19 protein-coding genes are annotated in these 22572 nt (G+C 35.6%); 10 read left to right on the forward strand and 9 right to left on the reverse strand.

Translation table 11 applies throughout. From position 1 onward, the window contains the following. The first annotated feature begins 92 nt into the window (after nucleotides 1-92). Entirely contained in the window at nucleotides 93-1103 is a 1011-nt protein-coding gene (locus AC106K_RS21300; RefSeq protein ID WP_482447450.1) for a hypothetical protein, read from the forward strand. 1178 nt (nucleotides 1104-2281) lie between these two features. Here AC106K_RS21300 and AC106K_RS21305 read toward each other — a convergent pair. The 6 genes from AC106K_RS21305 to AC106K_RS21330 all read right to left on the reverse strand — a co-directional run bounded on the left by AC106K_RS21305 (nucleotide 2282) and on the right by AC106K_RS21330 (nucleotide 11064). Beyond that, nucleotides 2282-3103: a class I SAM-dependent methyltransferase gene (locus AC106K_RS21305; protein ID WP_482447451.1), complete on the reverse strand. Its 822-nt coding sequence runs from the start codon at nucleotides 3101-3103 to the stop codon at nucleotides 2282-2284. 118 nt (nucleotides 3104-3221) lie between these two features. Beyond that, entirely contained in the window at nucleotides 3222-5084 is a 1863-nt protein-coding gene (gene mnmG, locus AC106K_RS21310; RefSeq protein ID WP_482447452.1) for a tRNA uridine-5-carboxymethylaminomethyl(34) synthesis enzyme MnmG, read from the reverse strand. Nucleotides 5085-5231: 147 nt separating this feature from the next. Next, nucleotides 5232-5651: an rRNA maturation RNase YbeY gene (ybeY, locus tag AC106K_RS21315; RefSeq protein WP_047095101.1), complete on the reverse strand. Its 420-nt coding sequence runs from the start codon at nucleotides 5649-5651 to the stop codon at nucleotides 5232-5234. Nucleotides 5652-5655: 4 nt separating this feature from the next. Further along, nucleotides 5656-7815 (reverse strand): patatin-like phospholipase family protein, encoded by a 2160-nt coding sequence (locus AC106K_RS21320; protein ID WP_482447453.1) that lies wholly within the window; start codon nucleotides 7813-7815, stop codon nucleotides 5656-5658. Between the two features lie 2 nt (nucleotides 7816-7817). Beyond that, entirely contained in the window at nucleotides 7818-10265 is a 2448-nt protein-coding gene (locus tag AC106K_RS21325; RefSeq protein WP_482447455.1) for a bifunctional UDP-N-acetylmuramoyl-tripeptide:D-alanyl-D-alanine ligase/alanine racemase, read from the reverse strand. A 211-nt stretch (nucleotides 10266-10476) separates the two neighbouring features. Further along, nucleotides 10477-11064, reverse strand: a complete 588-nt coding sequence (locus AC106K_RS21330; RefSeq protein WP_482447456.1) for a thymidine kinase — start codon at nucleotides 11062-11064, stop codon at nucleotides 10477-10479. 61 nt (nucleotides 11065-11125) lie between these two features. Here AC106K_RS21330 and AC106K_RS21335 point away from each other — a divergent pair, with 61 nt between their 5' ends. The 5 genes from AC106K_RS21335 (at nucleotide 11126) to AC106K_RS21355 (ending at nucleotide 17017) form a co-directional block, all read left to right on the forward strand. Continuing rightward, on the forward strand, nucleotides 11126-12586 hold the full coding sequence (locus tag AC106K_RS21335) for a hypothetical protein (RefSeq protein ID WP_482447457.1): 1461 nt from the start codon (nucleotides 11126-11128) through the stop codon (nucleotides 12584-12586). Nucleotides 12587-12588: 2 nt separating this feature from the next. Further along, nucleotides 12589-13263, forward strand: coding sequence for a 16S rRNA (cytidine(1402)-2'-O)-methyltransferase (gene rsmI / locus AC106K_RS21340; RefSeq protein WP_482447459.1), 675 nt, complete (start codon nucleotides 12589-12591; stop codon nucleotides 13261-13263). A gap of 6 nt (nucleotides 13264-13269) precedes the next feature. Next, the gene (locus tag AC106K_RS21345) at nucleotides 13270-14781 is read left to right on the forward strand and encodes a WG repeat-containing protein (protein WP_482447460.1); all 1512 of its coding nucleotides are present in this window, start codon (nucleotides 13270-13272) and stop codon (nucleotides 14779-14781) included. A 171-nt stretch (nucleotides 14782-14952) separates the two neighbouring features. Then, the gene (gene fabG, locus AC106K_RS21350) at nucleotides 14953-15696 is read left to right on the forward strand and encodes a 3-oxoacyl-[acyl-carrier-protein] reductase (RefSeq protein WP_482447461.1); all 744 of its coding nucleotides are present in this window, start codon (nucleotides 14953-14955) and stop codon (nucleotides 15694-15696) included. Between the two features lie 4 nt (nucleotides 15697-15700). Next, nucleotides 15701-17017 carry a hypothetical protein gene (locus AC106K_RS21355; protein ID WP_482447462.1) on the forward strand — a complete coding sequence of 439 codons (1317 nt, stop codon included), beginning with the start codon at nucleotides 15701-15703 and terminating at the stop codon, nucleotides 17015-17017. Nucleotides 17018-17064: 47 nt separating this feature from the next. On the opposite strand, the gene AC106K_RS21360 is transcribed toward AC106K_RS21355, so the two are convergent. Then, a complete protein-coding gene (locus AC106K_RS21360; protein WP_482447463.1) occupies nucleotides 17065-18105 on the reverse strand; it encodes a GMP reductase in 1041 nt (346 codons plus the stop codon). A 61-nt stretch (nucleotides 18106-18166) separates the two neighbouring features. Between AC106K_RS21360 and AC106K_RS21365 the strand changes: the two genes are divergently transcribed. The 3 genes from AC106K_RS21365 to AC106K_RS21375 are packed head-to-tail and all read left to right on the forward strand — an operon-like array spanning nucleotide 18167 to nucleotide 20568. Further along, on the forward strand, nucleotides 18167-18922 hold the full coding sequence (locus AC106K_RS21365) for a prolipoprotein diacylglyceryl transferase (RefSeq protein ID WP_482447464.1): 756 nt from the start codon (nucleotides 18167-18169) through the stop codon (nucleotides 18920-18922). Beyond that, nucleotides 18919-19146, forward strand: a complete 228-nt coding sequence (locus AC106K_RS21370; RefSeq protein WP_482447465.1) for a hypothetical protein — start codon at nucleotides 18919-18921, stop codon at nucleotides 19144-19146. The genes AC106K_RS21365 and AC106K_RS21370 overlap by 4 nt, the downstream gene beginning before the upstream one ends. Nucleotides 19147-19164: 18 nt before the next feature. Continuing rightward, a complete protein-coding gene (locus AC106K_RS21375) occupies nucleotides 19165-20568 on the forward strand; it encodes a radical SAM protein (RefSeq protein WP_482447466.1) in 1404 nt (467 codons plus the stop codon). Nucleotides 20569-20632: 64 nt separating this feature from the next. Here the strand turns inward: AC106K_RS21375 and surE are convergent, their stop codons facing one another. Both surE and AC106K_RS21385 read right to left on the reverse strand, forming a co-directional pair. Then, a complete protein-coding gene (surE, locus tag AC106K_RS21380) occupies nucleotides 20633-21421 on the reverse strand; it encodes a 5'/3'-nucleotidase SurE (protein ID WP_482447467.1) in 789 nt (262 codons plus the stop codon). Nucleotides 21422-21724: 303 nt separating this feature from the next. Next, entirely contained in the window at nucleotides 21725-21895 is a 171-nt protein-coding gene (locus AC106K_RS21385; protein ID WP_482447468.1) for a lmo0937 family membrane protein, read from the reverse strand. 142 nt (nucleotides 21896-22037) lie between these two features. Here AC106K_RS21385 and AC106K_RS21390 point away from each other — a divergent pair, with 142 nt between their 5' ends. Then, nucleotides 22038-22451, forward strand: a complete 414-nt coding sequence (locus tag AC106K_RS21390; RefSeq protein WP_482447470.1) for a hypothetical protein — start codon at nucleotides 22038-22040, stop codon at nucleotides 22449-22451. The last annotated feature ends 121 nt before the right edge of the window (nucleotides 22452-22572 follow it).

Here is a 22572-nt window from a genome sequence, read left to right on the forward strand (position 1 = left end):
TAGCTAAAAAACTGTAATTTTTAATTGTTTTGGAGAGCTATTTTTTATACTTTTCAAGTACATTTTAACTAATAACCATTTAACCAGTGAGCTTGAAATTAAAGAAAATAATAGAGAATATTGTTATTAAAGGTCTATTTCCTGAAGCGGCATATTTATACGATAAAGAGAAAAAACATACTTTTAAGACATTAGATTTTGACCATACGATATGGACAAATTCACAAACTCGAGGAGAAATCATCAGGAATGGAGCATTTGCAATTCTTGCCTTGTCTGATGATAAAGTTGAATTTATAGATGATACGAATGGGGAAGTAGTATCTATTGAAGACTTCCAGGCCTATGATGTGCAGCTTAAAACAGATGTTGAAAAGGACTTTATTTTTGGCTATAAGAACGCTACTTATTTAAACCATACTTTTTACATGGATATTGGCTATTTTTCGGCTTCTGAGGATGATTTTATTATTCTTAAAGAGCAATATGAAAATGGCAGAATTATCTGGATCTCAAGTAAAAATATTCTATTTTTAAAAAGTAATTCAGTAGAGTTTTTAGATTATAATTTTGATAAGCTATGGGATCTGCCTTTTGATTCATTAGGTATTGAGAACGTTACAGATTGTATTGATTATCATGATTATATTTTTATTATTGGAGAGGAGGGTAGAATAGTACAAATCAGTAAGAAGACTGGTGAAATTCTGAAAAATTTTCAAAATGAAGTGATGGGATTCTACAAGAATTATTTTATCAATAATCATGGTGATATTGTGTTCTTAGGTCGTGATTTTTATATGGAAATCTCTTCTTCTGATCTAAGTATCCTTAAAAGTATCAATTTTGCTGATCAGAATATTCTTGTTAAAAATTGTCATTATTCGGAAGAAAACCAATGTATTTATTTCTTTGGCTACTATGGGAACACTTTTCCCAATCTTATCGGAAGTTTTGATCTTAAGTCTCTTTCTTTTACCTGGACTTTTATTCTGGAAAATAAAAATAGTGGGAATGCATTTTATAAGTGCCCCCAGAACGTAGGAGATTATATAGCGGCTATAGATGGGCAGAACAACTTACACATTTTTGAGAAGGGATAGTTTGAATTACAAAGCTAATGGTTTAGTATTAAATTGTTTTTATTTAGAATTGATTTTCTGTGTTTTAGCTTGTATTTTTAAATCTTATTATTTGCCTGTTTTACATGATTTATTTATTGTAATAATTAATATTTCATATAGGAGTGATGGCTTTGTAATTATTTGTTAATCAATATTTAAAGTTGTTTTAAATATTTTTTTTTGTTTTTATTTTTTCAATTTACTATAATTATTTTTTTTTATTCACTTAACCTGTTTTGTTTCTTATTTATGCATTGATTATAAGTTAACTAAGTGTTTTTTTAAAAATTAACTTATATATTTTTCTTGCTGGATTGTCTCTGCAGAAAATTATTTTTTTAATCTTGGTACAGCTTTGCTTCTTTATAGTCTGAGAAAACTAAAAATTTTTTGAATTGATTTTCATTAATTTTTTTTATGATCACTTCAGTTAGTTTTAATTTTTAATTAGAATGTTTGTTTTCTGTTTTTTGAAAATTTTTATCAGCGTACAGTTTTTATAAAAATTCTGATTTTTTAATAATTGCAGTAAATAATTTTTTTAAGATTTTTATTTTAATTGAAAGAGTAGTGGGTGTAATTTTTTCTGAGATTTTTTTCGTTGGAACTTTTAAGGTTAGAAATTAATAAGAAAATTATTGAGTTGTTATTTTATAAATATTCAGTTTGTTTAAATTTTGAGTTCATTTTGTAATTTCAATTAAAAACGCTAAAAATTGACCTCCAGAAATGCTTCAAAAATCGATTTTCTTAACTTTTCCGAGTATTTGTATATAAAATAAAAATGAGTCTTAAAATAAGGTGTTTCTGTTGGATTTAGCTTTTGAAATCTGAATTTTTCTCCTTTTTCTCTCAAATTTTCTATAAGTGCCCTCTCAAAACAAAATTGTTTCAAATTTGAAATTAAAATTTGATGTGGATTGGTTTTTTAGAATTTGATGTTTTTAAAAATTTTTATTTTAAGATGGAGTAGGGGAGTTGTATAGGTACTGTGTCCAAATTTTGAATTTTGGCTTCTAAATTTTTTTTTCGAAAGTATATTTTTTTGATGCAGGGTTATATTATAAAAAAACTCAGGAATAATTTCCTGAGTTTTTAATTTTTTTGGTTCGAAATACTGAAAATTGGCCTTCAGAAACGGCTTAAAAATCGATTTTCTATCTTTTTTCGATAATATATATCAAACTTGAAAATTCATTCGAAAAAAGGGCTTTTACGTTCGAAATTGTTCCGTAGATCGTTGCTTTTAGCCAAAATAGAGGTGATTTTTTATATTTTTCGCTGAGCATTGAGATGTAGTACGAATCCAGGACCAAAGGTTTGATCTTTCTCATTTTCCAATCTGATTTTTTAGAAATGAGATTTTCCATTCCGTTTTTAGAAAAATGATAGATGTGTCTCGGTACATCATAAGCTGCCCAATATTCTTTATAATGTTTCGCATCATAGGAAGTAGGGTTGGGAACAGCAATAACAAGAAGACCTTTGTCTTTTAATTTCGTGTGAAAAATATTCAACATTTCATCCTGATTTTCTATATGCTCAAATACATGCCATAAGGTAATTGCATCTAAGCTTTTGTCTTCAATTTTTTGAACATCATCCAGAATCTTTGCTTTTGTTATTTTTCCCTGTGCTGCTTTTCTTGCATCTGCATCCGGTTCGAAACCTAAAGTTTCAAAATCATTTTCTATATACTTTACAAACTCTCCGGCACCACATCCATAGTCTAAAACTTTTGATCCTTTTTTGATTCTGTCTACCAGAATATTTTTCTTATACTGCAGATTGAAAGACTGAAGAAATTTATATAATTTTTCTTTCAGGCTTCCGGAATCCTGGTGATGGGAAATGTAATCTTCACTTTCGTAGTATCTGGAAATATTGGATGGGATAGGGGAGGTTTTGTACACTCCTTTGGTTTCTGTTTCCTTTATTTCGAATATTTCCTGTGAAAGAAAATGATCTTTTATTTTCATTGAAGTCGTTATCTGTTATATTTAAAAAATTAAGATATTCATAAATCTTGATAAGCTTTATAAATACCTTAATTTTCGTTTTTATTATTGGAAATGTTTCACGTGAAACATTTTCTTTTTAACGTCCTAAATACACTAGTAAAACGTTAATGTCAGCCGGAGAAACCCCGCTTATTCTTCCTGCCTGTGCAATTGTCTTCGGGCGTACGTTAGACATTTTCTGTTTTGCTTCTGCAGAAAGGCTTGAAATCTTCGTGTAATCGAAGTCTTCTGGGATTTTTATGTTTTCCAGACGGTTTAGCTTGGCTACGTTCTCCTTTTCTTTTTCAATATAACCTCTGTACTTGATGTTGATCTCAGCCTGCTCTCTTACTTCTTCATTGTATTTTGATGAAGTTTCTTTAATGAAGTCGATCTCATCCAGTTTCTCTAAAGTCATATTAGGTCTGGTAAGAATCTGAGCTGCTCTGTAGGCCTGATCTACAGGACTGCTGTCAATAGATCCAAGGATAGGGTTGATAATGCCTGGTTTTAAAGAAGTTTCTCGAAGAAATTCTTCAAGTGACTGACTTTCAGATAGTTTGGTTTCAACTCGTCTTAATCTGTCTTCTTTAGCCAATCCTAGCTGATAAGCTTTCTCAGTTAACCTTATATCTGCGTTATCCTGTCTCAATAGAAGTCTGTATTCGGCACGTGAAGTAAACATTCTGTAAGGTTCTTCAGTTCCTTTGGTAATCAGGTCATCAATAAGTACTCCGATATAAGCTTCATCACGGTTTAAGATAAATTCATCTTTTTCGTGAATTTTATTGTGAGCATTGATTCCGGCAATTAAGCCTTGGCCTGCTGCTTCTTCGTATCCTGTGGTTCCGTTGATCTGTCCTGCGAAATATAAATTGTCTATCAATTTTGTTTCTAAGGTATGCTTCAGTTGGGTAGGAGGGAAGTAGTCGTATTCAATAGCGTAACCTGGACGGAAAACTTTTACATTTTCAAATCCTGGAATATGTTTCATTGCTTTGATCTGTACATCCTCCGGAAGAGAAGAGCTGAATCCGTTGACATAGATCTCAACTGTTCTCCATCCTTCCGGTTCTACGAAAAGCTGGTGTCTGTTTCTTTCTGCAAAACGGTTGATCTTATCTTCAATACTTGGGCAGTATCTTGGACCTAAACTTTGAATGGTTCCATTGAACATTGGACTCCTGTCAAAACCTTCACGCAAAATATCGTGTACCGTTTCATTGGTATATACAATATGGCAGCTTAATTGTTTTGTCAGTTTTGGTGTATCAAGATAGCTGAACTTTTGAGGATTTTCATCTCCTTTCTGTTCTTCCATTTTTGAATAATCAAGACTTCTTCCATCCACTCTCGGTGGAGTACCGGTTTTCATTCTTCCGGCTTCGAAGCCTAAAGTCACCAATTGTTCCGTGATACCAAATGCTCTTGGCTCACCCATTCTTCCACCACCTAGTTGTTTGTCTCCAACGTGAATTAATCCGTTTAGAAAAGTTCCGTTAGTAAGAACTACAGATTTTGCTTTAATCTCAATTCCTAAAGAAGTAATTACTCCGGTTACTTTATTGTTCTCAACAACCAGTTGTTTTACCATATCCTGAAAGAAATCAAGATTGGGAGTATTCTCTAAAGCTAATCGCCATTCTTCGGCAAAAAGCATTCTGTCATTTTGGGTTCTTGGGGACCACATGGCAGGACCTTTTGAAAGATTCAGCATCTTGAATTGGATAGCAGATTTGTCTGCCACAATTCCGGAATATCCACCCATTGCATCAATCTCTCTTACGATCTGCCCTTTTGCGATTCCACCCATTGCGGGGTTGCAACTCATCTGTCCGATGGTCTGCATATTCATGGTGATGAGTAGTGTTTTTGAACCCAGGTTGGCTGCCGCTGCTGCTGCTTCGCAACCCGCGTGTCCGGCACCTACTACGATCACATCATATATTTCTGAAATCATTTTTATCTCGCTTGTTTTAAGCTTTAAACCTTATCTTTATAACCAATGTTTCACGTGAAACATTTTTGAAGAATGCACTCTAGGTAAAGTTATATTATTACTATAATTGAGTACTTTACATATCGGACTTTAAGTGATTGTTCAATTTTAAATCTTTAAATCCCGATACTTGGCTAAGTACAAATCTTCCATTCTTCGCATCTCTTTTTCCTCTTCTTCCGTCTTGTCTTTATAGCCTATAAGGTGCAAAATACCATGGGCTAAAACTCTTCTTAATTCATCTTCATAATCTCGGGAAAGGGTAGAGGCGTTGTCTGAAATGCGCTGCAAAGATACGAAAATCTCAGCGCTAATTGTCTTCCCTTTTACATAATCAAAAGTGATAATATCTGTATAATAATCATGCTGTAAATAATCCTGATTGATCTTAAGCAGATATTCATCATCACAGAAAATGTAATTGATTTCACCTGTTTTTTTTCCTTCTGAAAGAATCAGATCTTCCAGCCATTTTTTGTAATCCGTATTTACCGATTCCGGTAAATTTTCATAAAAGAACTGTATCATTTTTTTAAAACCAGTGTCCTAAAATAACACTGAATATCCCTTTTTGGTTGTTTTTTAGTGAGTGGCTAAAGTTGACTTTGATCTGCCCGAAAGGAGATTTGTAACCTGCCGTAAGTCCCAGTGAGCTATAATTTACTTTAACTGCATCTTCAAATTTTATATCGTTTGATAGGTTAGCAAAGCTGAAATTACCACTGATAAAATAGTTTTTATTAAACTTAAACTGAATATCGTTTGAAGCTAATATGACATTATTTGTATAAAGCTGGGCGAAGTAAAACCCGCCGAAGCTTTTAAAATTAATTAAGTTTTGTTCAAAAATTCCTCCCAATCTGTATTGATAATAGGCAGGGAGATGATCCCCAATAGTAATGCCTCCGAAGAGATTAAGACGGTAAGTAAACTGTTTTCCAAGAGGAATATTGACCTTAAGATCTGCCTTGATCTGAATGATTCTCTTATCAACTTCAGACTTTAAAAGATCCACTACCTTTCCTTCTGCTGCAAAGTAAACCCCTTTGGTAGGGAATTCCTTATCATCCTGAGTATCGGTTTTGATAAAAATATAAGGATTTAAAAAACGGCTGTAACGTCTGTTGTCTCCATTGCTGTTTTCCGCCTTGAAATAATCGTGGCTTATACCACCTCCAATGGCAAATTTATCCTTCCATATAGACTGTATATAAGCTTCATTTCTGATCCATTCCCATCGATCTACTACATAATTGTCTACATTTTTAATATCAAAGCTCATTCCTGAAGAATAAAGCCCAAACCCCGGAATATATCCGTTATCAATAAAGTAGTTCAGATAATATCTTAAACGGTCTCCTACGACCACGTCAAGAGAAAGGTTTGAGTTCTTAAATAAAAGTCTTTTGGCAGAATAGTTCAAAAGAAGTCCCGTCTTGAAAACTTCATCATAATGTAGACCGAATTTTAAAAAATGTCGGGCATCATCTTCAGTGACGTAAAGCTTCAGATAATTGGCATCATTCTCCTGAACAATATCATAATTGATAAAACGGTAGTTGTTTGTGGCAACCAGTTTATCTATCATTTTATTGATGCTTCCATACGTTTGTAAAGAGGGGAGGCGGAGTCCCATTTTCCCCAGGGTGTAGTTTTTACCGTAAATTTTACTGCCTTCAATAGAAATACTATCAATCTTATAAACGTTGGAATAAATAGGATTGATGCGCTGTCTGAGGCGGTCAAACGGCCGTTTTGGAAGCTGGTCTAGGATTTGGGAATATTTCAGTCCTTCCACATAGCCGCTATCCAGTATTTTTTTCTTGTCATCATAGCTTGTAGCAGACATGCCTTTAAGATTGGGCTTGATATTAATGTCTGTATACCTGTATTGTTTTCTGGTATCCCTTTTTATTCCAAAATCAATAACCTGGTTCAGAATCGCTATAATGTTGTTTAAATCTTCTCTTTTGGATAGATCCTGGTTAAGGTCTATACCGATTACAATATCGATTCCTTTATCCTTTAATGGCTTTGAAGGATAGTTTACCGTCATTGCTCCGTCGATATAAATACTGTCACCAATTTTTACGGGATCCATTAAAGAAGGAAAGGCAGAGCTGGCCATGATAGACTGTACAAGGTCTCCTTTCTCAAATATTTCCATATTTCCGCTTTCCAGGTTGGTAGCAACACATAGAAAAGGAATAGGCAGTTTAGAAAAATCTTCAATATTCGAAACATTTTTGAAAAGCTCTTTAAGAAGATAGACATTTCTCTGTCCCGTACTGATGGAGGAAGGAAGTGTAATTTTTCCGTTTTTGAGGGGAATAGATAATAGGTATTTATCTACGGATTTATTAAAAAAACTGGCTTCCTGTCTGGATTTCGGATCCATAATAAGAGAATAGAAATCCGTATCCATGACAATTTTTTCTATTTCCTTGCCCGAGTAGCCGGAAGCATACAGACCGCCAACGATGGCGCCCATACTGGTTCCTGAAATATAATCCACTTTCACTCCCAATGAATCTAAGACTTTCAGTACTCCGACATGTGAAAAACCTTTGGCACCACCACCGGCAAGCGACAGTCCTATTTTTGGGTTTTTCGGAATCACCAGATTTTTTTTTATCTGAGATTGAATCCATACTAATTGGAATACGAAAAGAAGAATCAGGAGTTTTCTCATAGTTAATCTTTTATATAAATCCGTTTCACCCGAGGCGAAATGGACGTTAATACTTCATAGGTTATCGTTTTGCAGTAGCCTGCGAATTCTTTTAAACTTGGCTTGGTGTTGAAGACCGTTACAGTATCACCTTCTTTTACATTAGGAATATTGTCTACATTGATCATCATCATATCCATACAGATATTTCCGACGATAGGAGCCAGGGTTTTGTTGACCCCTAAATTTCCTACCTCATTTCCGATCATTCTAGGAATTCCGTCTGCATATCCTACCGGAACTGTAGCGATCCTTGTAAGATGATCCGCTTTATAGCGTCTGCTGTATCCAACAGATTCTCCACCTTCAACCATAGATATTTGTGAAATTACGGTTTTAAAACTTACCACGGACCGTAGTTGTTTCTGAATTTCATTGTCTGGCGATTCACCCAGCATTCCAATACCGATTCTTACCATATCATACTGATGATCGGTATAGCTTGTAATTCCCGAAGAATTCAGGATGTGGCGGATAGGAGTGTAGCCCAGTTTTTCTATCAGATAGCTGGAGTTCTTTTCAAAAACTTCGAACTGTTTTAAAGTAAATTCTTTTTCCTCCGGCATATCTGAAGAAGACAAATGACTGAACAAACTTTGAACCTTCAGATTTTTTTGGCTTAAAGTTTCACTTAGCTGATCCAATTCAAAATCTTTAAAACCAAGACGGTGCATTCCCGTTTCCAGTTTGATGTGGATAGGATATTTTTTGTCGTATCCTGATTTCTGTACCGCTTCATAAAACAGTTCCAGCACTCTGAAGCTGTAAATTTCTGGTTCCAGGTCATATTCAATGATGGTCTGGTAGCTGTGCTGTTCAGGATTCATTACAATAATAGGAGTAGTGATTCCTTTTTTGCGAAGCTCAACCCCTTCATCAGCATAGGCCACCCCAAGATAATCGATGTGGTGATGCTGTAGAAATTCCGAAACTTCATAACTTCCCAGACCATAAGCATTGGCTTTTACCATAGCCATCATTTTGGTACCCGGTTTCAGCAGTGACTTATGATAGTTGATATTATGAAGAATCGCATTGAGGTTTACTTCCAGAACAGTATCATGTTTTCTGAGCTCAAGAATATCTTTTAATTTTTCAATTTCAAATTTTCTGGCTCCTTTCAGAAGAATAATCTGATTTTCTATTTCACTAAGGTATTTACTTTCAATCAACTCTTTAGTATTTATGAAAGTATAGGTTTTAGATTTAAATAATTCACTAAACTTTGAAATTTCATCACCGATCAGGAATACCGAATCGAAACGCTGCTCGTTCACAAGGTCGGAAACTTCTTCATACAATTCTTTTGAATTTGCATTTACCCCAACAATATCTGTAAGGACTAAAGATTTTCCGGATTTGTTGTATTCGTTCAGAAACTGAAGGGCAGTCTTTAAAGAATCCAGATCAAGATTGAAAGAATCGTTGATGATAATATTCCCTTTAATTCCTTCGATGGATTCAAGCCTCATTTCGACGGCCTTTAAAAGGTTGATTTTTTCGACGATCTTTTTATTTTCGATGTTCAGTTCCTTGAGGACGGTAATAAGCGCCATAGCATTGGTTAACGTCGCTTCGTCTCTCTGATGGGCCGGAAAACTGATTTCTTCACCAAAATATTCAACGATGATGTTTTCATCTTTGGAAATATTATTTTTGATGAAGACTTTGTTCTCTTTTTTGAATCCGTAAGAAATTAATTTTTTCTCCGAATAGATTTTTTTTATTTTTTCGTCAACCAAAGAATGGTCACCATTATATATGATGACTTCCGAATCTTTGAAAAGTTTAATTTTTTCATCAATCAGTTGTTCCTCGGAAGAGAAGTTGGCAGCATGAGCAGTTCCGATGTGGGTAAGCAGCCCAATTTGAGGATGGAAAATATTTTCCAGTTTTTCCATTTCATCCGGCTTTGAAATTCCCACTTCAAAAATTCCAAGCTTGTGTGAGCTGTTGATCTGAAGTAGAGAAAGGGGAAGACCAATCTGAGAATTGAAACTTTTCGGACTTTTTACAGTAGGAAATTCATTCCACAGACATTGATACAGCCATTCTTTTAAAATGGTTTTTCCATTACTTCCTGTGATTCCGATAGATTCTAAATGAGAATTTTCAAAATGATATTTGGCTAATTTTTGAAGAAACTCAACGGAATTCTCAACTATGATCCAGGTTACATTTTGGTATTCGGGATCGTGATGCTCGGAAATAATGACATTGATACCTCTGTCAATTGCAGATTCAATAAATTTTTCACCAGAATTCTTATGCGTATTGATGGCTATAAATGCCGTATTCTTTGTAGAATAGATAATCCTGCTGTCGTAGGCTATATTTCTGATCATTATACTTCCGTCTCCAATAACCTGTGCATTGGTGATCTCTGCAATGTGCTGTACTGTGTAGTTCATTGGTACCCTTTCTGCTTTATTTTTATGCGGAACGGCAAAAAGGTAAAACTGCAAAAAGGATAAAGGTCACTACATAACCCCATTTCCTTTTTTCCTATTTTACAATAAAGCTTTTCCGCTTATCATTTAATATTAAGTAATAAATATATGTATGGTTTTTGGCTGCCAGTTTTTGCTATTCAGCAATTTTACTGTTCAGCCTTTTCACCTTTTATTTTCTTTTCAAAAGTACTTCATCAATAAAAACCCTGCGGCTTACCGCTTCATAGCTCTCAGTTTCACCAAGTTCTACAAGATTGTCTCCCTGAGACGTTCTCATAGAATAATTGGCTAGATTACCTGTTCTCTTGCAAATAGCATGCACTTTTGTAACATATTCGGCTGTCGCCATCAGATTGGGCATTGGCCCGAACGGACGTCCTAAAAAATCCATATCCAACCCTGCGATCACTACTCTGATACCGCTGTTGGCAAGCTGATTGGAAATATCTACAATGCTTTCGTCGAAAAATTGGGCTTCATCAATTCCTACCACATCACAATTGGAAGCCAGCAGCAGAATTTCATTAGGATTATCTACTGCAGTACTGCGAATTTTATTCTGATTATGAGAAACGACATCCTCTTCAGAATACCGGATGTCCAGTTTCGGTTTAAAAATTTCTACATTCTGTCCTGCCATTTCTGCCCTTCGTAATCTGCGGATCAGCTCCTCGGTTTTTCCCGAAAACATAGAGCCACAAATCACTTCCATCCAACCACTTTGTTTGGAATGATTAATTGTATTTTCTAAAAACATTTGTTAAATTAGCCGTATATTTTTAACATCAAAAGTAAGCAATTTTAATAAGAATCTTATTATGCAGAATATCCAAGATTTAAAGGAAAAGATTTTTTTTGAATCCATGAATATCATTGATAATCTGGACAAAATACATAACGTAGACGAATTACTTTCCAGGCAAGATCTTGTAGATGAGCTTGCTAACAGGATTTCTTTTTTGAAACTGCTGGAAAAAAATATGGAATATTTTGTGGCGGATGAACCGGCGCATCATCTGGAAAATCAACATATTTCTTTTGCGTCCGGAGAAGCAGACTATCATGACTCCGGAAATGAGGTTACAGAAGAAGAAGCCATCTTTAATAATGAACTGAACGAAATTGATGAGCATGAACATTTTGCAGAGGAACCGGAGGAAGAAGAGGCTATCTTCAACAACCAGCTGAATGAAATTGTTGAAAATGAATTCCATGAAAATATTGTAAGCTTTGTAGAAGAAAACAATATGGAAAATCCAGTTGAATCTCAGGGAGAAGCATCTCTCAATGAAGAGGAAACTGCATTCAGTAACCACTTGAGTGAAACTGAAGAACCTCGTGATGCTATTTTAAGCTTTGTGGATGAAGAAAAAATTCTTGCCGATGCTACTCCTGATTCAGATGAAGATATTAACGAAGATATGTTCAATGATGAAGTTACGGAAGAAGAAGCCATCTTCAATAATCAGCTGAACGAAATAGACATCAATGATGATTACCTTGCTGAAACCAAAGAAAAAGAAACTGATTTTGCAGCAGTAAATGAGGTAAAAGAAAATACACCCAAAGAAATCATCCCAAGTATTTTTGATACGGAAATGCTGGATGATGAAATACTGATTGAAGAAAATGAAGTAGAGTTTATTTCCCATACCTCGATAGAGCAAGGGGAGATGACTACAGAAACATCTAATGTGGAACACGTTCTGAATGAGATTAAAAATGACCATTCTGAAGAAGATAAAAAAGAAGAAAATATCCTTGCCGAAGTCTATGACAGAAGGAAAATAATGGATATTGACAAACCTGTTCCCGAAGAAACAGACCAACATCCTTCTGATGAAAGTTTTGAAAACTTAGACGAATATCATCAGGAGAGAAAAATAAAATTAGCCAATATCAAAGGATTAAAAGCAGTTCAATCGCTTTTTGATGACGATCCTCTGGAAAGAGAAACGTCGCAGAAAGAAGAACAGCCTGAAACTATGAAAGAAGATACAGGCAGTATCCTTAAATCAAATATTCCTACCCATCTTATGGAGGCTGAAAAGTTGAAGCCGGAATTCAAACTGGATCTGAATGACAGAATTGCCTTCTCCAAAATGTTGTTTGACGGAAGCCAGGCAGACCTGAATGAAACCGTAGCCCAGCTGAACCATTTCAGAACCCTGGAAGAAGCTAAAGAATATCTGAGCGATCTTTATTACGAAAGAAAATGGAATAAGGTGGATGAATATGCCCAGAGACTTTGGATATTGGTGGAAAATAAATTTTTATAATTTTGAGCGGAATCCTATATTTTGTTCCCACACCGGTTGGGAACCTGGAAGATATGACCTTCAGAGCCGTAAACGTCCTGAAAGAAGTAGATTATATTTTGTGTGAAGACACCAGAACTTCCGGAATACTTTTAAAACATTTTGAAATCTCCAAGCCTTTAAGATCATATCATTTGCATAATGAGCACCAGGCAACAGAGAAAGTGATTGCGGACCTTAAAAACGGTCAGAATATCGCTATTATTACCGATGCAGGAACACCGGGGATTTCAGATCCCGGATATTTGCTGGCAAAAGCCGGAGCAGATAATGGTGTCGAAATGATATGCCTTCCGGGAGCAACTGCTTTGATTCCAGCTCTTGTGGTTTCAGGACTTCCGAATAACGAATTTTTATTCGCCGGATTTTTACCACAGAAAAAAGGAAGACAGACAAAGCTGAAGCAGCTTGCTGAGGAGAAAAAAACAATCGTTCTTTACGAAAGTCCTCACAAGATCAATACGACATTGGAACAGATCAAAGAATTCTTTGGAGAAGAAACCAAAGTAAGCCTGAGTCGTGAAATCTCTAAGAAATTTGAAGAAACTAAACGCGGAACAATCAATGAATTAATTGAGTTCTCTAAAACCAAAACTTTAAAAGGAGAAATCGTTCTTATTGTCAACAATTCTATTTGATTTTCATTGAAGAAGCTTATTTTTGTATTGTGTTCTACAGCCTGTGTAGCACAGACTAACCAATATATGAAAGTGATTCTGTCGAAAAAGACAGGGAAGGAGGTCAGTTCTTATTCAGAAGGATATGGAACAGTTTATGATCCGGATTCTAAAAAGCAGGGAATTGTAGATTCATTGGGTACTATTACCTTTGAATCTCCTTATAAAGGGGGTATTTTACATGCTTTTAAAAATAGGTTCATTCTTTATTCGGAGGTTGGCAGCAAAAGAAAATCAGCGATTATTGATGAAAAAGGCAACGAACTGATTCCTTTGGATGATCAGGAATTCGACACCCCATGGTGGAGTAAAGAACGGATCATTGCTTCAAAACAGGGGAATGAAGCTGTTTATGATTATAACGGAAAAGAAATCATTCCTTATTCAGATAAAATCAGGTTTTCCGGAAAGAACAGATTTTTTGTTTTAAAAGATAAAAAATGGTTTCTGTATGATTTTAGCGGGAAACAGATTAGCGACCGGGAATTCAAAGAATATTACAGCTTTGAAGACGGTAGAGCACTGATCACGAATGAAGATCATCAGTCTGAGATCATCGGAAGCAATGGGGAAACTCTACATAAATTTTCGAAGCAGATAGTAGACATTAATGCATATCCTTATCTGATTACCAGAAATAAAGCTACCGGAAAATACGGGCTTATTGATACAGAAGAAAATATAATTGCAGATGAAGTTTTCAAAGAGATCACCCCTGAATATTTTGGGAAGAAAGAATATATTTATCTGATTAAAAACAACAAAACAACGGTTTTTAACAAGAAAGACCGTCAGCTTTATCCCAATAATTTTATCCATTTGAACCCTCTATTCGGGAATCTGTTCAGTACATACAATGAGAAATCAAAAAAATCCGGGATTATTGACCTGCAGGGAAATATGATTAGCCCTCAGGAATATGATTATATCAGGAATTTTAGCATTTCCGGAAGAAACTTTATCTACCTCAAAAAAGGAAATGAAGAAAAGTTTCTGGATAAAGACCTTAAGAACGTTATAGGTGAAGGAGTCAATATTATCGGATTTTATCCTGAAAGTCTTATTGTTCTGAAAGAGAATAGGTATTACAAATTTTCAGCAGCAGATCAGTCTATGACAGAGCTCAGGAATATCAGCCTGATCAAGGATGAAGATGTTGACTATTTCAGCTTTCTCAATGAATACTCAAAACCGCTTGTCTGTAAAAATTCAGAAGGTTTTTATGGTATTCTGAATGGAAAAGGAACAGAAATTGTACCGTTCATTTACGAAGATATAATCACGTTTGGCAATGCTGAAAATGAAATCGTTGTAAAAAAAGACGGGAAATACGGGGTTTCTAATTTCCAGCATGAACCTTTGAAAGAAATTGTTTATGATCAGTTTTTGTGGCAGAAAGAAGTTTTGAAATTGGATAAGAATAAAAAATCCGACTTTATTTATTTCACAAGATTTAAAAATAATGCTGTCAGGCTTTAACTAATATAAAAGAAATTCATCAAAAAAGTTCAGTATTTTAATGATTTGAATGTGTTGAATAACAATTTATAATATCTTTGCAAACCGTTTAATTCCGGAGGGAATTATATATATTGTATGAGTCAGCTCTCACAAGCTGAATGAGTTATAAAAAAATAATTATCAATAGATATGAGAATATTAGAAGGAAAAGTAGCACTAATTACCGGAGCTACAAGAGGAATCGGTAAAGGTATCGCTGAAATCTTTGCTCAGCAAGGGGCAAAAGTAGCATTTACCTATGCTGGCTCTGTAGACAAAGCTAAAGAATTAGAAGCAGCTTTAAGTTCTGTAACCCAAATCAAAGGATATCAGTCTGACGCATCAGATTACGATGCAGCTCAGAAATTGGTGGAAGAAGTAATGGCGGAGTTCGGGCAGATTGATATTTTGATCAATAATGCAGGGATTACAAAAGATAACCTGTTATTGAGAATGTCCAAAGAAGATTGGGATAAAGTAATCAAAGTAAACCTGGATTCGGTTTTCAACCTTACAAAAGCGGTGATCAAACCGATGATGAAGGCCAGATCAGGATCTATTATCAATATGACTTCAGTAGTTGGAGTAAAAGGAAATGCCGGACAGGCAAACTATGCAGCCTCTAAAGCTGGGGTAATAGGATTTACAAAATCTGTTGCATTGGAGCTGGGTTCCAGAAATATCAGATGTAATGCTATCGCTCCGGGATTCATTGAAACGGAAATGACGGCTGTTCTGGATGAAAAAACAGTTCAAGGATGGAGAGAAGAAATTCCGATGAAGAGAGGTGGGCAGCCTGAAGATATTGCCAATGCATGCGTATTCCTTGGCAGCGAGATGTCAGCTTATATTACCGGGCAGACTCTTAATGTAGATGGAGGAATGCTGACGTAGAAAGATGAAAACAGTACAGAATATTGTATTATTCTTATCAGTTATATTATGTATCGGTCTGGTGTATATTAGCATGTTTAATGTATACCAGACCGATGATTATATATGTGCCTACGGTACCCGTGTAGAAGGACTTTGGGGAAACTTTACCCATACCTATCTGTATTGGGGTGGGAGATATTTTGGATACACGGTAAATATGCTCAATCCTGTTGCTTATGATGTGAGCGGGATTGTTCCCAAAGTATATCCGCTTTTTTTAATGCTTTCCTTCATTGGTGTTTCAGTCATTAATTTTAAAGCTTATTTCAGATATTCGTCCGTAGAAGCTTTAAAGAAAAGCCTTATGCTTTTTTTCTTTTATACCATACTTCTGGTAAGTATTCCTGAGCATTATTTCTGGATAACAGGTGCTAATATTTACTACCTGCCAGTAATTTTATCTGGATTGCTTCTTTATTTTTTCAAAAGAAATGAAGATACCGGAAAACAGGTATGGAATTTTCTGTCTCTATTTCTGATTATACTTCTGATGGGATCCAACGAAATGTTGGCTTTGATTCTTGAAGGCCTGTTACTGGTAATGTATTATCAGAAAAGTAATAAGCAGAATTTGCTATTTCTATTGGTAGGAACTGTATTTTTACTTGTAAGCTTTCTGGCTCCCGGTAATTTTAACAGGATGGGAGATGCTGAAGGAGGATTGATGAAATGGCTGAAAAGAATTGCCCTTTTTGGGGCCAATACAGCATATGTTGGCTTTAAAGTTCTTTTGGTAATCCCGTTATTTATTAAAGTTTTTGAAAAAGAGCTTAAAAATATTGCTCAGAAAATAACAATTAAGAAGGCTGTCCTGTTCTGGGGTATTTCATTGATTCCTTTGCTTTTTACAGGGTATTTACTCAATTCTATTGCAAGACAGTTTGAAAATATAATATTTTATTTCTTCATCACTTTTGCGTTGTTGCTTATATTTAAAATCGAGAATATTAAAAGGCTTTGGTGGGTTTCATTATTCATTATTTTCCTTCCTGAACTTAAGATTTTTCCAGAGAAATATTCATATTTTAATATAGATCTTAATGCTTCCAATATAGCTATGGAACTTTGTACCACAGATCTGAAAGAATATAAAAGGGAAATGGATGAAAGAGTCCATACCATTAAAAATTCTCCTAAAGATTCTGTTGTAGTTGAAAAGATAAAAGTAACTCCAAGGATTTTACATTTTGCTGAAATGGCTTCAGAAAATGAAGATGAAAGTTTTATCAATGACCAGCTTCAGAAATATTTTGAAAAGAAATATATCAGAACAAAATAAACAAAAGCCTTTCGAAATCCCGAAAGGCTTTTGTTTTATAGTATTTTTTAGTCTTTGAAAACCTGGTTTTCCTGTTCCTGAACCCTGATAAATGTGGTTCTTTTAGAAAGTTCCTTCAGTTTGGATGCTCCTACATACGTACAGGTAGAGCGCACGCCACCCAAAATATCTTTCACCGTTTCGGCAACAGGGCCTTTATAAGCTACTTTCACCGTTTTTCCTTCAGAAGCACGATATTCTGCAACCCCTCCGGAATGTTTATCCATAGCGGTTTTTGAACTCATTCCGTAGAACAGGCGGTATTTTTTGCCGTTTTCCTCGATCATTTCACCACCACTTTCATCATGACCGGCAAACATTCCGCCCAGCATAACGAAGTCGGCGCCACCTCCAAAGGCTTTTGCAACATCTCCGGGAACTTTACATCCGCCGTCAGCAATAATATGACCACCCAGACCATGAGCTGCATCCGCACATTCAATAATAGCAGATAATTGTGGGTAACCAACTCCTGTTTTTACACGGGTGGTACACACTGATCCAGGCCCGATGCCTACTTTTATAATATCTGCCCCTACCAAAAGAAGCTCTTCCACCATTTCTCCGGTCACTACATTTCCCGCAATAATAATTTTATCAGGAAAATTAGCCCTTGCCTTCTTCACAAATTCAACGAAATGCTCAGAATAACCGTTGGCTACATCTATACAGAGAAACTCAATTTTAGGGTGCTTTTCGAGGATCAGGCGGATTTTTTCCTCATCTGCCTTTCCGGTTCCGGTACTTAAGGCGATATACTGATGAATACTTTCCGGCTGGCTGTCCAGAAACCGGCTCCATTCTTCAGGCGTATAATGTTTGTGTACTGCTGTGATGATCTTATCTTTTGCCAGTTCTACAGCCATTTCAAAAGTACCTACTGTGTCCATATTGGCTGCAATCACTGGAACTCCATTCCATTTTTTGCGAGTGTGTTTAAAGATAAATTCCCTTTCTAAATCTACTTCTGAACGAGACTTCAAAGTGGAACGTTTGGGGCGGAACATTACATCCTTGAACCCCAGTTTTATGTCATATTCTATGCGCATTTTGTAATTATTTGTCAGAATAAAGGTAGTAAATAATCTCAAATAGATTATTTTTGAAGCGATGGATTTTCCTGTAACTTTTCATATTTTCGGTAAAACGATCCTTGCGCATCCTCTTTTTGAGGCTGTTGGAATGTTTCTAGGTATGCGCTATTATTTTTATCTCAAAAGGAAATCCAGTGAAAAACTGTCTTTTAATACTTCTGCAGCTGTTTTGATAGGAGCTACAGCAGGCGCTTTACTGGGATCCAAGCTGATCGGAAACCTGGAGAATCCTTATACGATATTTGAAAATTTCAGTTTTCAGAAATTCTGGTCCAGCAATACCATTGTAGGGGGGCTGGCTTTTGGTCTTTTGGGAGTAGAGCTGGCAAAGAAGATTGTCCATCATAAAGAGAGCACTGGAGACCTTATTGTTTTTCCTTTAATGCTGGCCATTATCATCGGAAGAGTGGGTTGTTTTCTAACCGGGATTTACGAAGAAACCTATGGTATTCCTACAGACTCTGTTTTTGGAATGCATTTAGGAGATCAATATCTGAGACATCCTGTTGCGTTGTATGAAATTGGCTTTCTGATACTACTTTGGATAAGCTTAAAATATATTCAGTATCATAAAAAATACCATCCGGGCTTTCTTTTTCAGCTCTTCATGCTGAGCTATTTTACATTCAGATTCCTTTTGGATTTCATTAAACCAAGGGTAGAAATTGCCGGGAACCTCGGAACGATTCAGCTTGTATGTATTTGGGTAATTATTTACTACATTTATACAATTAAAAATACCCAGTCACCCTATTTAAAATATTCAAGATGAAAACTTTAACCATTTTAGAAGCTGGAAATCTGCTAGGTTTAGTCATTCTGATCATCGGAATGCTGATTTTAGGGGCAGTATTTATTTCCATTATTGTCACTTTTGTTGTAAAACTGATCTATGAAAGGAAAGGCGATAAGAAATTCACTAGAAAACAGTTTATACAGACCTTTGTGATTTGCCTTTTGATCTGTGGTCTTATCAGTGGCTATATTTGTGGATAAGGATTTTAAAATTAGATTATGCCGGTAAGAAACTATACCTATTACGATTATACCATCAGCCTTTGTCCGGAATGCCTGAAAAGGGTAGGAGCAAAGATTATCATAGAAGATGAAGCCGTTTTTATGACCAAAAGATGTCCGGATCATGGCTTTTTCAAAACGAAAATTGCTTCTGATGTTCATTATTATAAAAATATCAGAAACTATAACAAAGCTTCTGAAATGCCTCTTCATTTCGGAACAGATGTGGAATACGGATGCCCGTATGACTGTGGACTTTGTGTAGATCACGAGCAGCACAGTTGCCTCTCTATTGTAGAAGTTACGGACCGTTGCAATCTTACGTGTCCCACCTGCTATGCGATGTCTTCTCCACATTATGGAAGCCACAGAAGCCTGGAAGAGATTGAAGCCATGTTTGATACCATCGTTAAAAATGAAGGTGAGCCGGATGTTGTTCAGATCAGTGGAGGAGAACCTACCATTCATCCAGAGTTTTTCAAAATTATGGATATTGCTAAGTCCAAACCGATTAAGCACCTCATGCTGAACACCAATGGGATAAGGATTGCCAATGATCCGGGGTTTGCTGAAAAACTGGCAACCTATGCTCCGGAATTTGAAGTTTATCTTCAGTTTGATTCCTTTAAGCCGGAGGTACTTGAAGATTTCAGAGGTAAAGATCTTACCTCAGTAAGAATGAAAGCGCTGGAAAAACTGAATGAACTCAATCTTTCCACCACTTTGGTTATCGTTCTTCAAAAAGATAAAAATATAGACGAGATCGGAAAGATCATTGAATTTGCCCTGAAGCAGAAATGTGTAAGAGGAATTACCTTTCAACCGGTAGAGATTGCAGGCCGGAACAGAGAAGATTCTGCTTACGAGAAAATTACATTAACGGAGGTGAGACAGGAGATTCTCAATCAGTTTCCTCTTCTGAATTCTGATGACATCATTCCGGTGCCTTGTAATCCGGATGCTTTGGCAATGGGGTATATTTTAAAGCTTGAAGGAGAGATCATTCCATTGACCCGATATATCAATCCTGCAGATCTTCTGAACAATGAATCCAAAAATACAATTGTTTATGAACAGGATAAAGGATTGCATATGCAATTACTCGATATTTTCAGCACCGGGATTTCTGTAGATAAAGTAAAACCTAAAGTAAACCAGCTGCTTTGCTGCTTACCGGAAGTATCGGCTCCTGAACTGGATTATGATAACCTGTTCAGAATTATCATCATGAACTTTATGGATGCTCATGATTTTGATGTACGGGCAGTGAAAAAGTCATGTGTACACATTGTAAATAAAGATCTGAAACTAATCCCATTTGAAACGATGAATCTTTTCTACAGAGACGATAAAAAGAATTATCTCGAGGAGCTGAGAAAAGAAGATAAGGTGTTATTTTAAAAAATAATAAACAATAAAAAAGCGTGAAGTTTTATTTCACGCTTTTTCTATCTTTAAATAACAATTATTGAGCCTCCTTTGCGGTGTCAAAAACCATTACTTCTTCCAGAGTTTTCATATACTCATAAGCCGTAAGATCAAACTTTACAGGAACAATAGAGATATATCCGTTCGCCAAAGCTGTTTCATCAGCATCTTCAGAATCATCCATATTGTTGAAATAGCCTGTCAGCCAGTAATATTTTTTTCCATGCGGATTAACTCTTTCGTCGAAGCTTTCCTCCCATTTTGCATGAGCCTGTTTGCAGACTTTTACGCCTTTTATTTCTGAGGCAGGAAGTTTCGGGATATTGACGTTCAGAACAATTCCTTTCGGCATTGGGTTTTCAAGCGTTCTTCTTACAATATTCTGAATATAGTCTTTCGCCTGGGTAAAATCTGCTTCCCAGCTGAAATCCAATAAAGAGAATCCAATAGCAGGAATTCCTTCCACACCCGCTTCTACAGCAGCAGACATCGTTCCGGAATAAATGACATTGATAGACGAATTGGCTCCATGATTGATTCCTGAAACGACAATATCAGGTCTTCTTGTCAGAATTTTGTCAAGTGCCATTTTTACGCAGTCTACAGGCGTTCCACTACAGGAATAATCTTTCTGTGGACCATCAAGGGTAACTTCTTCGTAGCTCAACGTAGAATTGATCGTGATAGCGTGGCCTTTACCACTTTGAGGAGAGTTGGGTGCTACCACCACTACTTCTCCGATTTCGTTCATAAAACTGATAAGATTTCTGATACCAGGAGCTGTAATTCCATCATCATTAGTAACCAGAATAAGCGGTCTTTCCATATATTATCTTAATTTTTTATACAAATGCAGTACAGTCTGTTCATTTTGAGAATTGAACAAAAAGAATTTTCAACACATCAAATGTAGTTAAAAATAAGACGCAATAAAACAGCAGGTTTGCCATTTACTGATTTAATTTCGGCAATGAATATCCTGTATTTTAATAAGAAAGGAAAACTTTATACCAGAAAAAGGGAAATTCCTGAGGGGATATATTTTTTAAAATTTTAGCTCAGCTGATCATCTATCCCATGCCAGGTAACATTGAAATATGATGGCAGAAATAATTCATTATCTTCTTTGTCAGTCTAATGGTTTCCTTCCGGTAATGATGTTATAAAGAACGACAATAATAGCGATAACAAGCAATACATGTATCAGATAACCTGTGCTGATCCCGGGTACAATTCCCAGCATTCCTAAAAGCCATACAACGATACAAATGACTGCGACTAACCATAATAAGCTTCTCATAATATTACATTTTAAATTTATACACTTAAATATTAGCATATTTTATGCCTTTATAGCTTAAAAATAGTTTTTGTGGTATCTATTTATTTGCATTTAATGAAATGTTTTTTGTTTCGTTGCCAGGGATTTATACTTTTGTCCGATGGGAATAAACTACTTCGGAATCACTATACTACTGGCTATTGCTGCCATGGCTGTTTATTTTTGGAATAAAAGAAGAATCGTTGCCAATTTCCTTTTGGGCGGGCTTATCCTGATCGGACTAAGTCATCTTGATTTTCTGGACTTTGCAGGAAAACTTGGCCCCATATCAGTAGCTATCATGGTTGTTGGATACCTGGGGCTTAATCTGACGTACCTTTTTTATCTCATCAACAAAAAAGAAGGATGGCACATTGTATACGCGTGTTGTTTTTCCATTTTCTTTCTGTCTTTTTGCCTTGCCTATATGGACTATGGAAAGTATTATGAGCATAAAAGCGGTATATTGTTAAGGGTATTTGCTTCATTTTTCCCTCTTTACCTTCTTGAAATGAGAAATAATGGAAAAATTTGAATTAGTATTTCATAGAATAAAAAAATATAAAACTATACGATATTTGTAAATAAGGTCTTAAATTTGATCATTTGTAACAGTTCGCAAATTATTGCTACTTATTACAATACTTATTTTTTAA

This window comes from Chryseobacterium sp. FR048, assembly GCF_056844665.1.

Bases quoted from the DNA above. Each gene is read 5' to 3' on its own strand.
- AC106K_RS21390 (WP_482447470.1), top strand. From the start codon at position 22,038: ATGGGAATAAACTACTTCGGAATCACTATACTACTGGCTATTGCTGCC.
- AC106K_RS21325 (WP_482447455.1), bottom strand. From the start codon at position 10,265: ATGAACTACACAGTACAGCACATTGCAGAGATCACCAATGCACAGGTT.
- AC106K_RS21370 (WP_482447465.1), top strand. From the start codon at position 18,919: ATGAAAACTTTAACCATTTTAGAAGCTGGAAATCTGCTAGGTTTAGTC.
- AC106K_RS21365 (WP_482447464.1), top strand. From the start codon at position 18,167: ATGGATTTTCCTGTAACTTTTCATATTTTCGGTAAAACGATCCTTGCG.
- fabG (WP_482447461.1), top strand. From the start codon at position 14,953: ATGAGAATATTAGAAGGAAAAGTAGCACTAATTACCGGAGCTACAAGA.
- AC106K_RS21360 (WP_482447463.1), bottom strand. From the start codon at position 18,105: ATGCGCATAGAATATGACATAAAACTGGGGTTCAAGGATGTAATGTTC.
- mnmG (WP_482447452.1), bottom strand. From the start codon at position 5,084: ATGATTTCAGAAATATATGATGTGATCGTAGTAGGTGCCGGACACGCG.
- AC106K_RS21375 (WP_482447466.1), top strand. From the start codon at position 19,165: ATGCCGGTAAGAAACTATACCTATTACGATTATACCATCAGCCTTTGT.
- AC106K_RS21305 (WP_482447451.1), bottom strand. From the start codon at position 3,103: ATGAAAATAAAAGATCATTTTCTTTCACAGGAAATATTCGAAATAAAG.
- AC106K_RS21330 (WP_482447456.1), bottom strand. From the start codon at position 11,064: ATGTTTTTAGAAAATACAATTAATCATTCCAAACAAAGTGGTTGGATG.
- surE (WP_482447467.1), bottom strand. From the start codon at position 21,421: ATGGAAAGACCGCTTATTCTGGTTACTAATGATGATGGAATTACAGCT.
- AC106K_RS21335 (WP_482447457.1), top strand. From the start codon at position 11,126: ATGCAGAATATCCAAGATTTAAAGGAAAAGATTTTTTTTGAATCCATG.
- AC106K_RS21355 (WP_482447462.1), top strand. From the start codon at position 15,701: ATGAAAACAGTACAGAATATTGTATTATTCTTATCAGTTATATTATGT.
- AC106K_RS21320 (WP_482447453.1), bottom strand. From the start codon at position 7,815: ATGAGAAAACTCCTGATTCTTCTTTTCGTATTCCAATTAGTATGGATT.
- AC106K_RS21385 (WP_482447468.1), bottom strand. From the start codon at position 21,895: ATGAGAAGCTTATTATGGTTAGTCGCAGTCATTTGTATCGTTGTATGG.
- ybeY (WP_047095101.1), bottom strand. From the start codon at position 5,651: ATGATACAGTTCTTTTATGAAAATTTACCGGAATCGGTAAATACGGAT.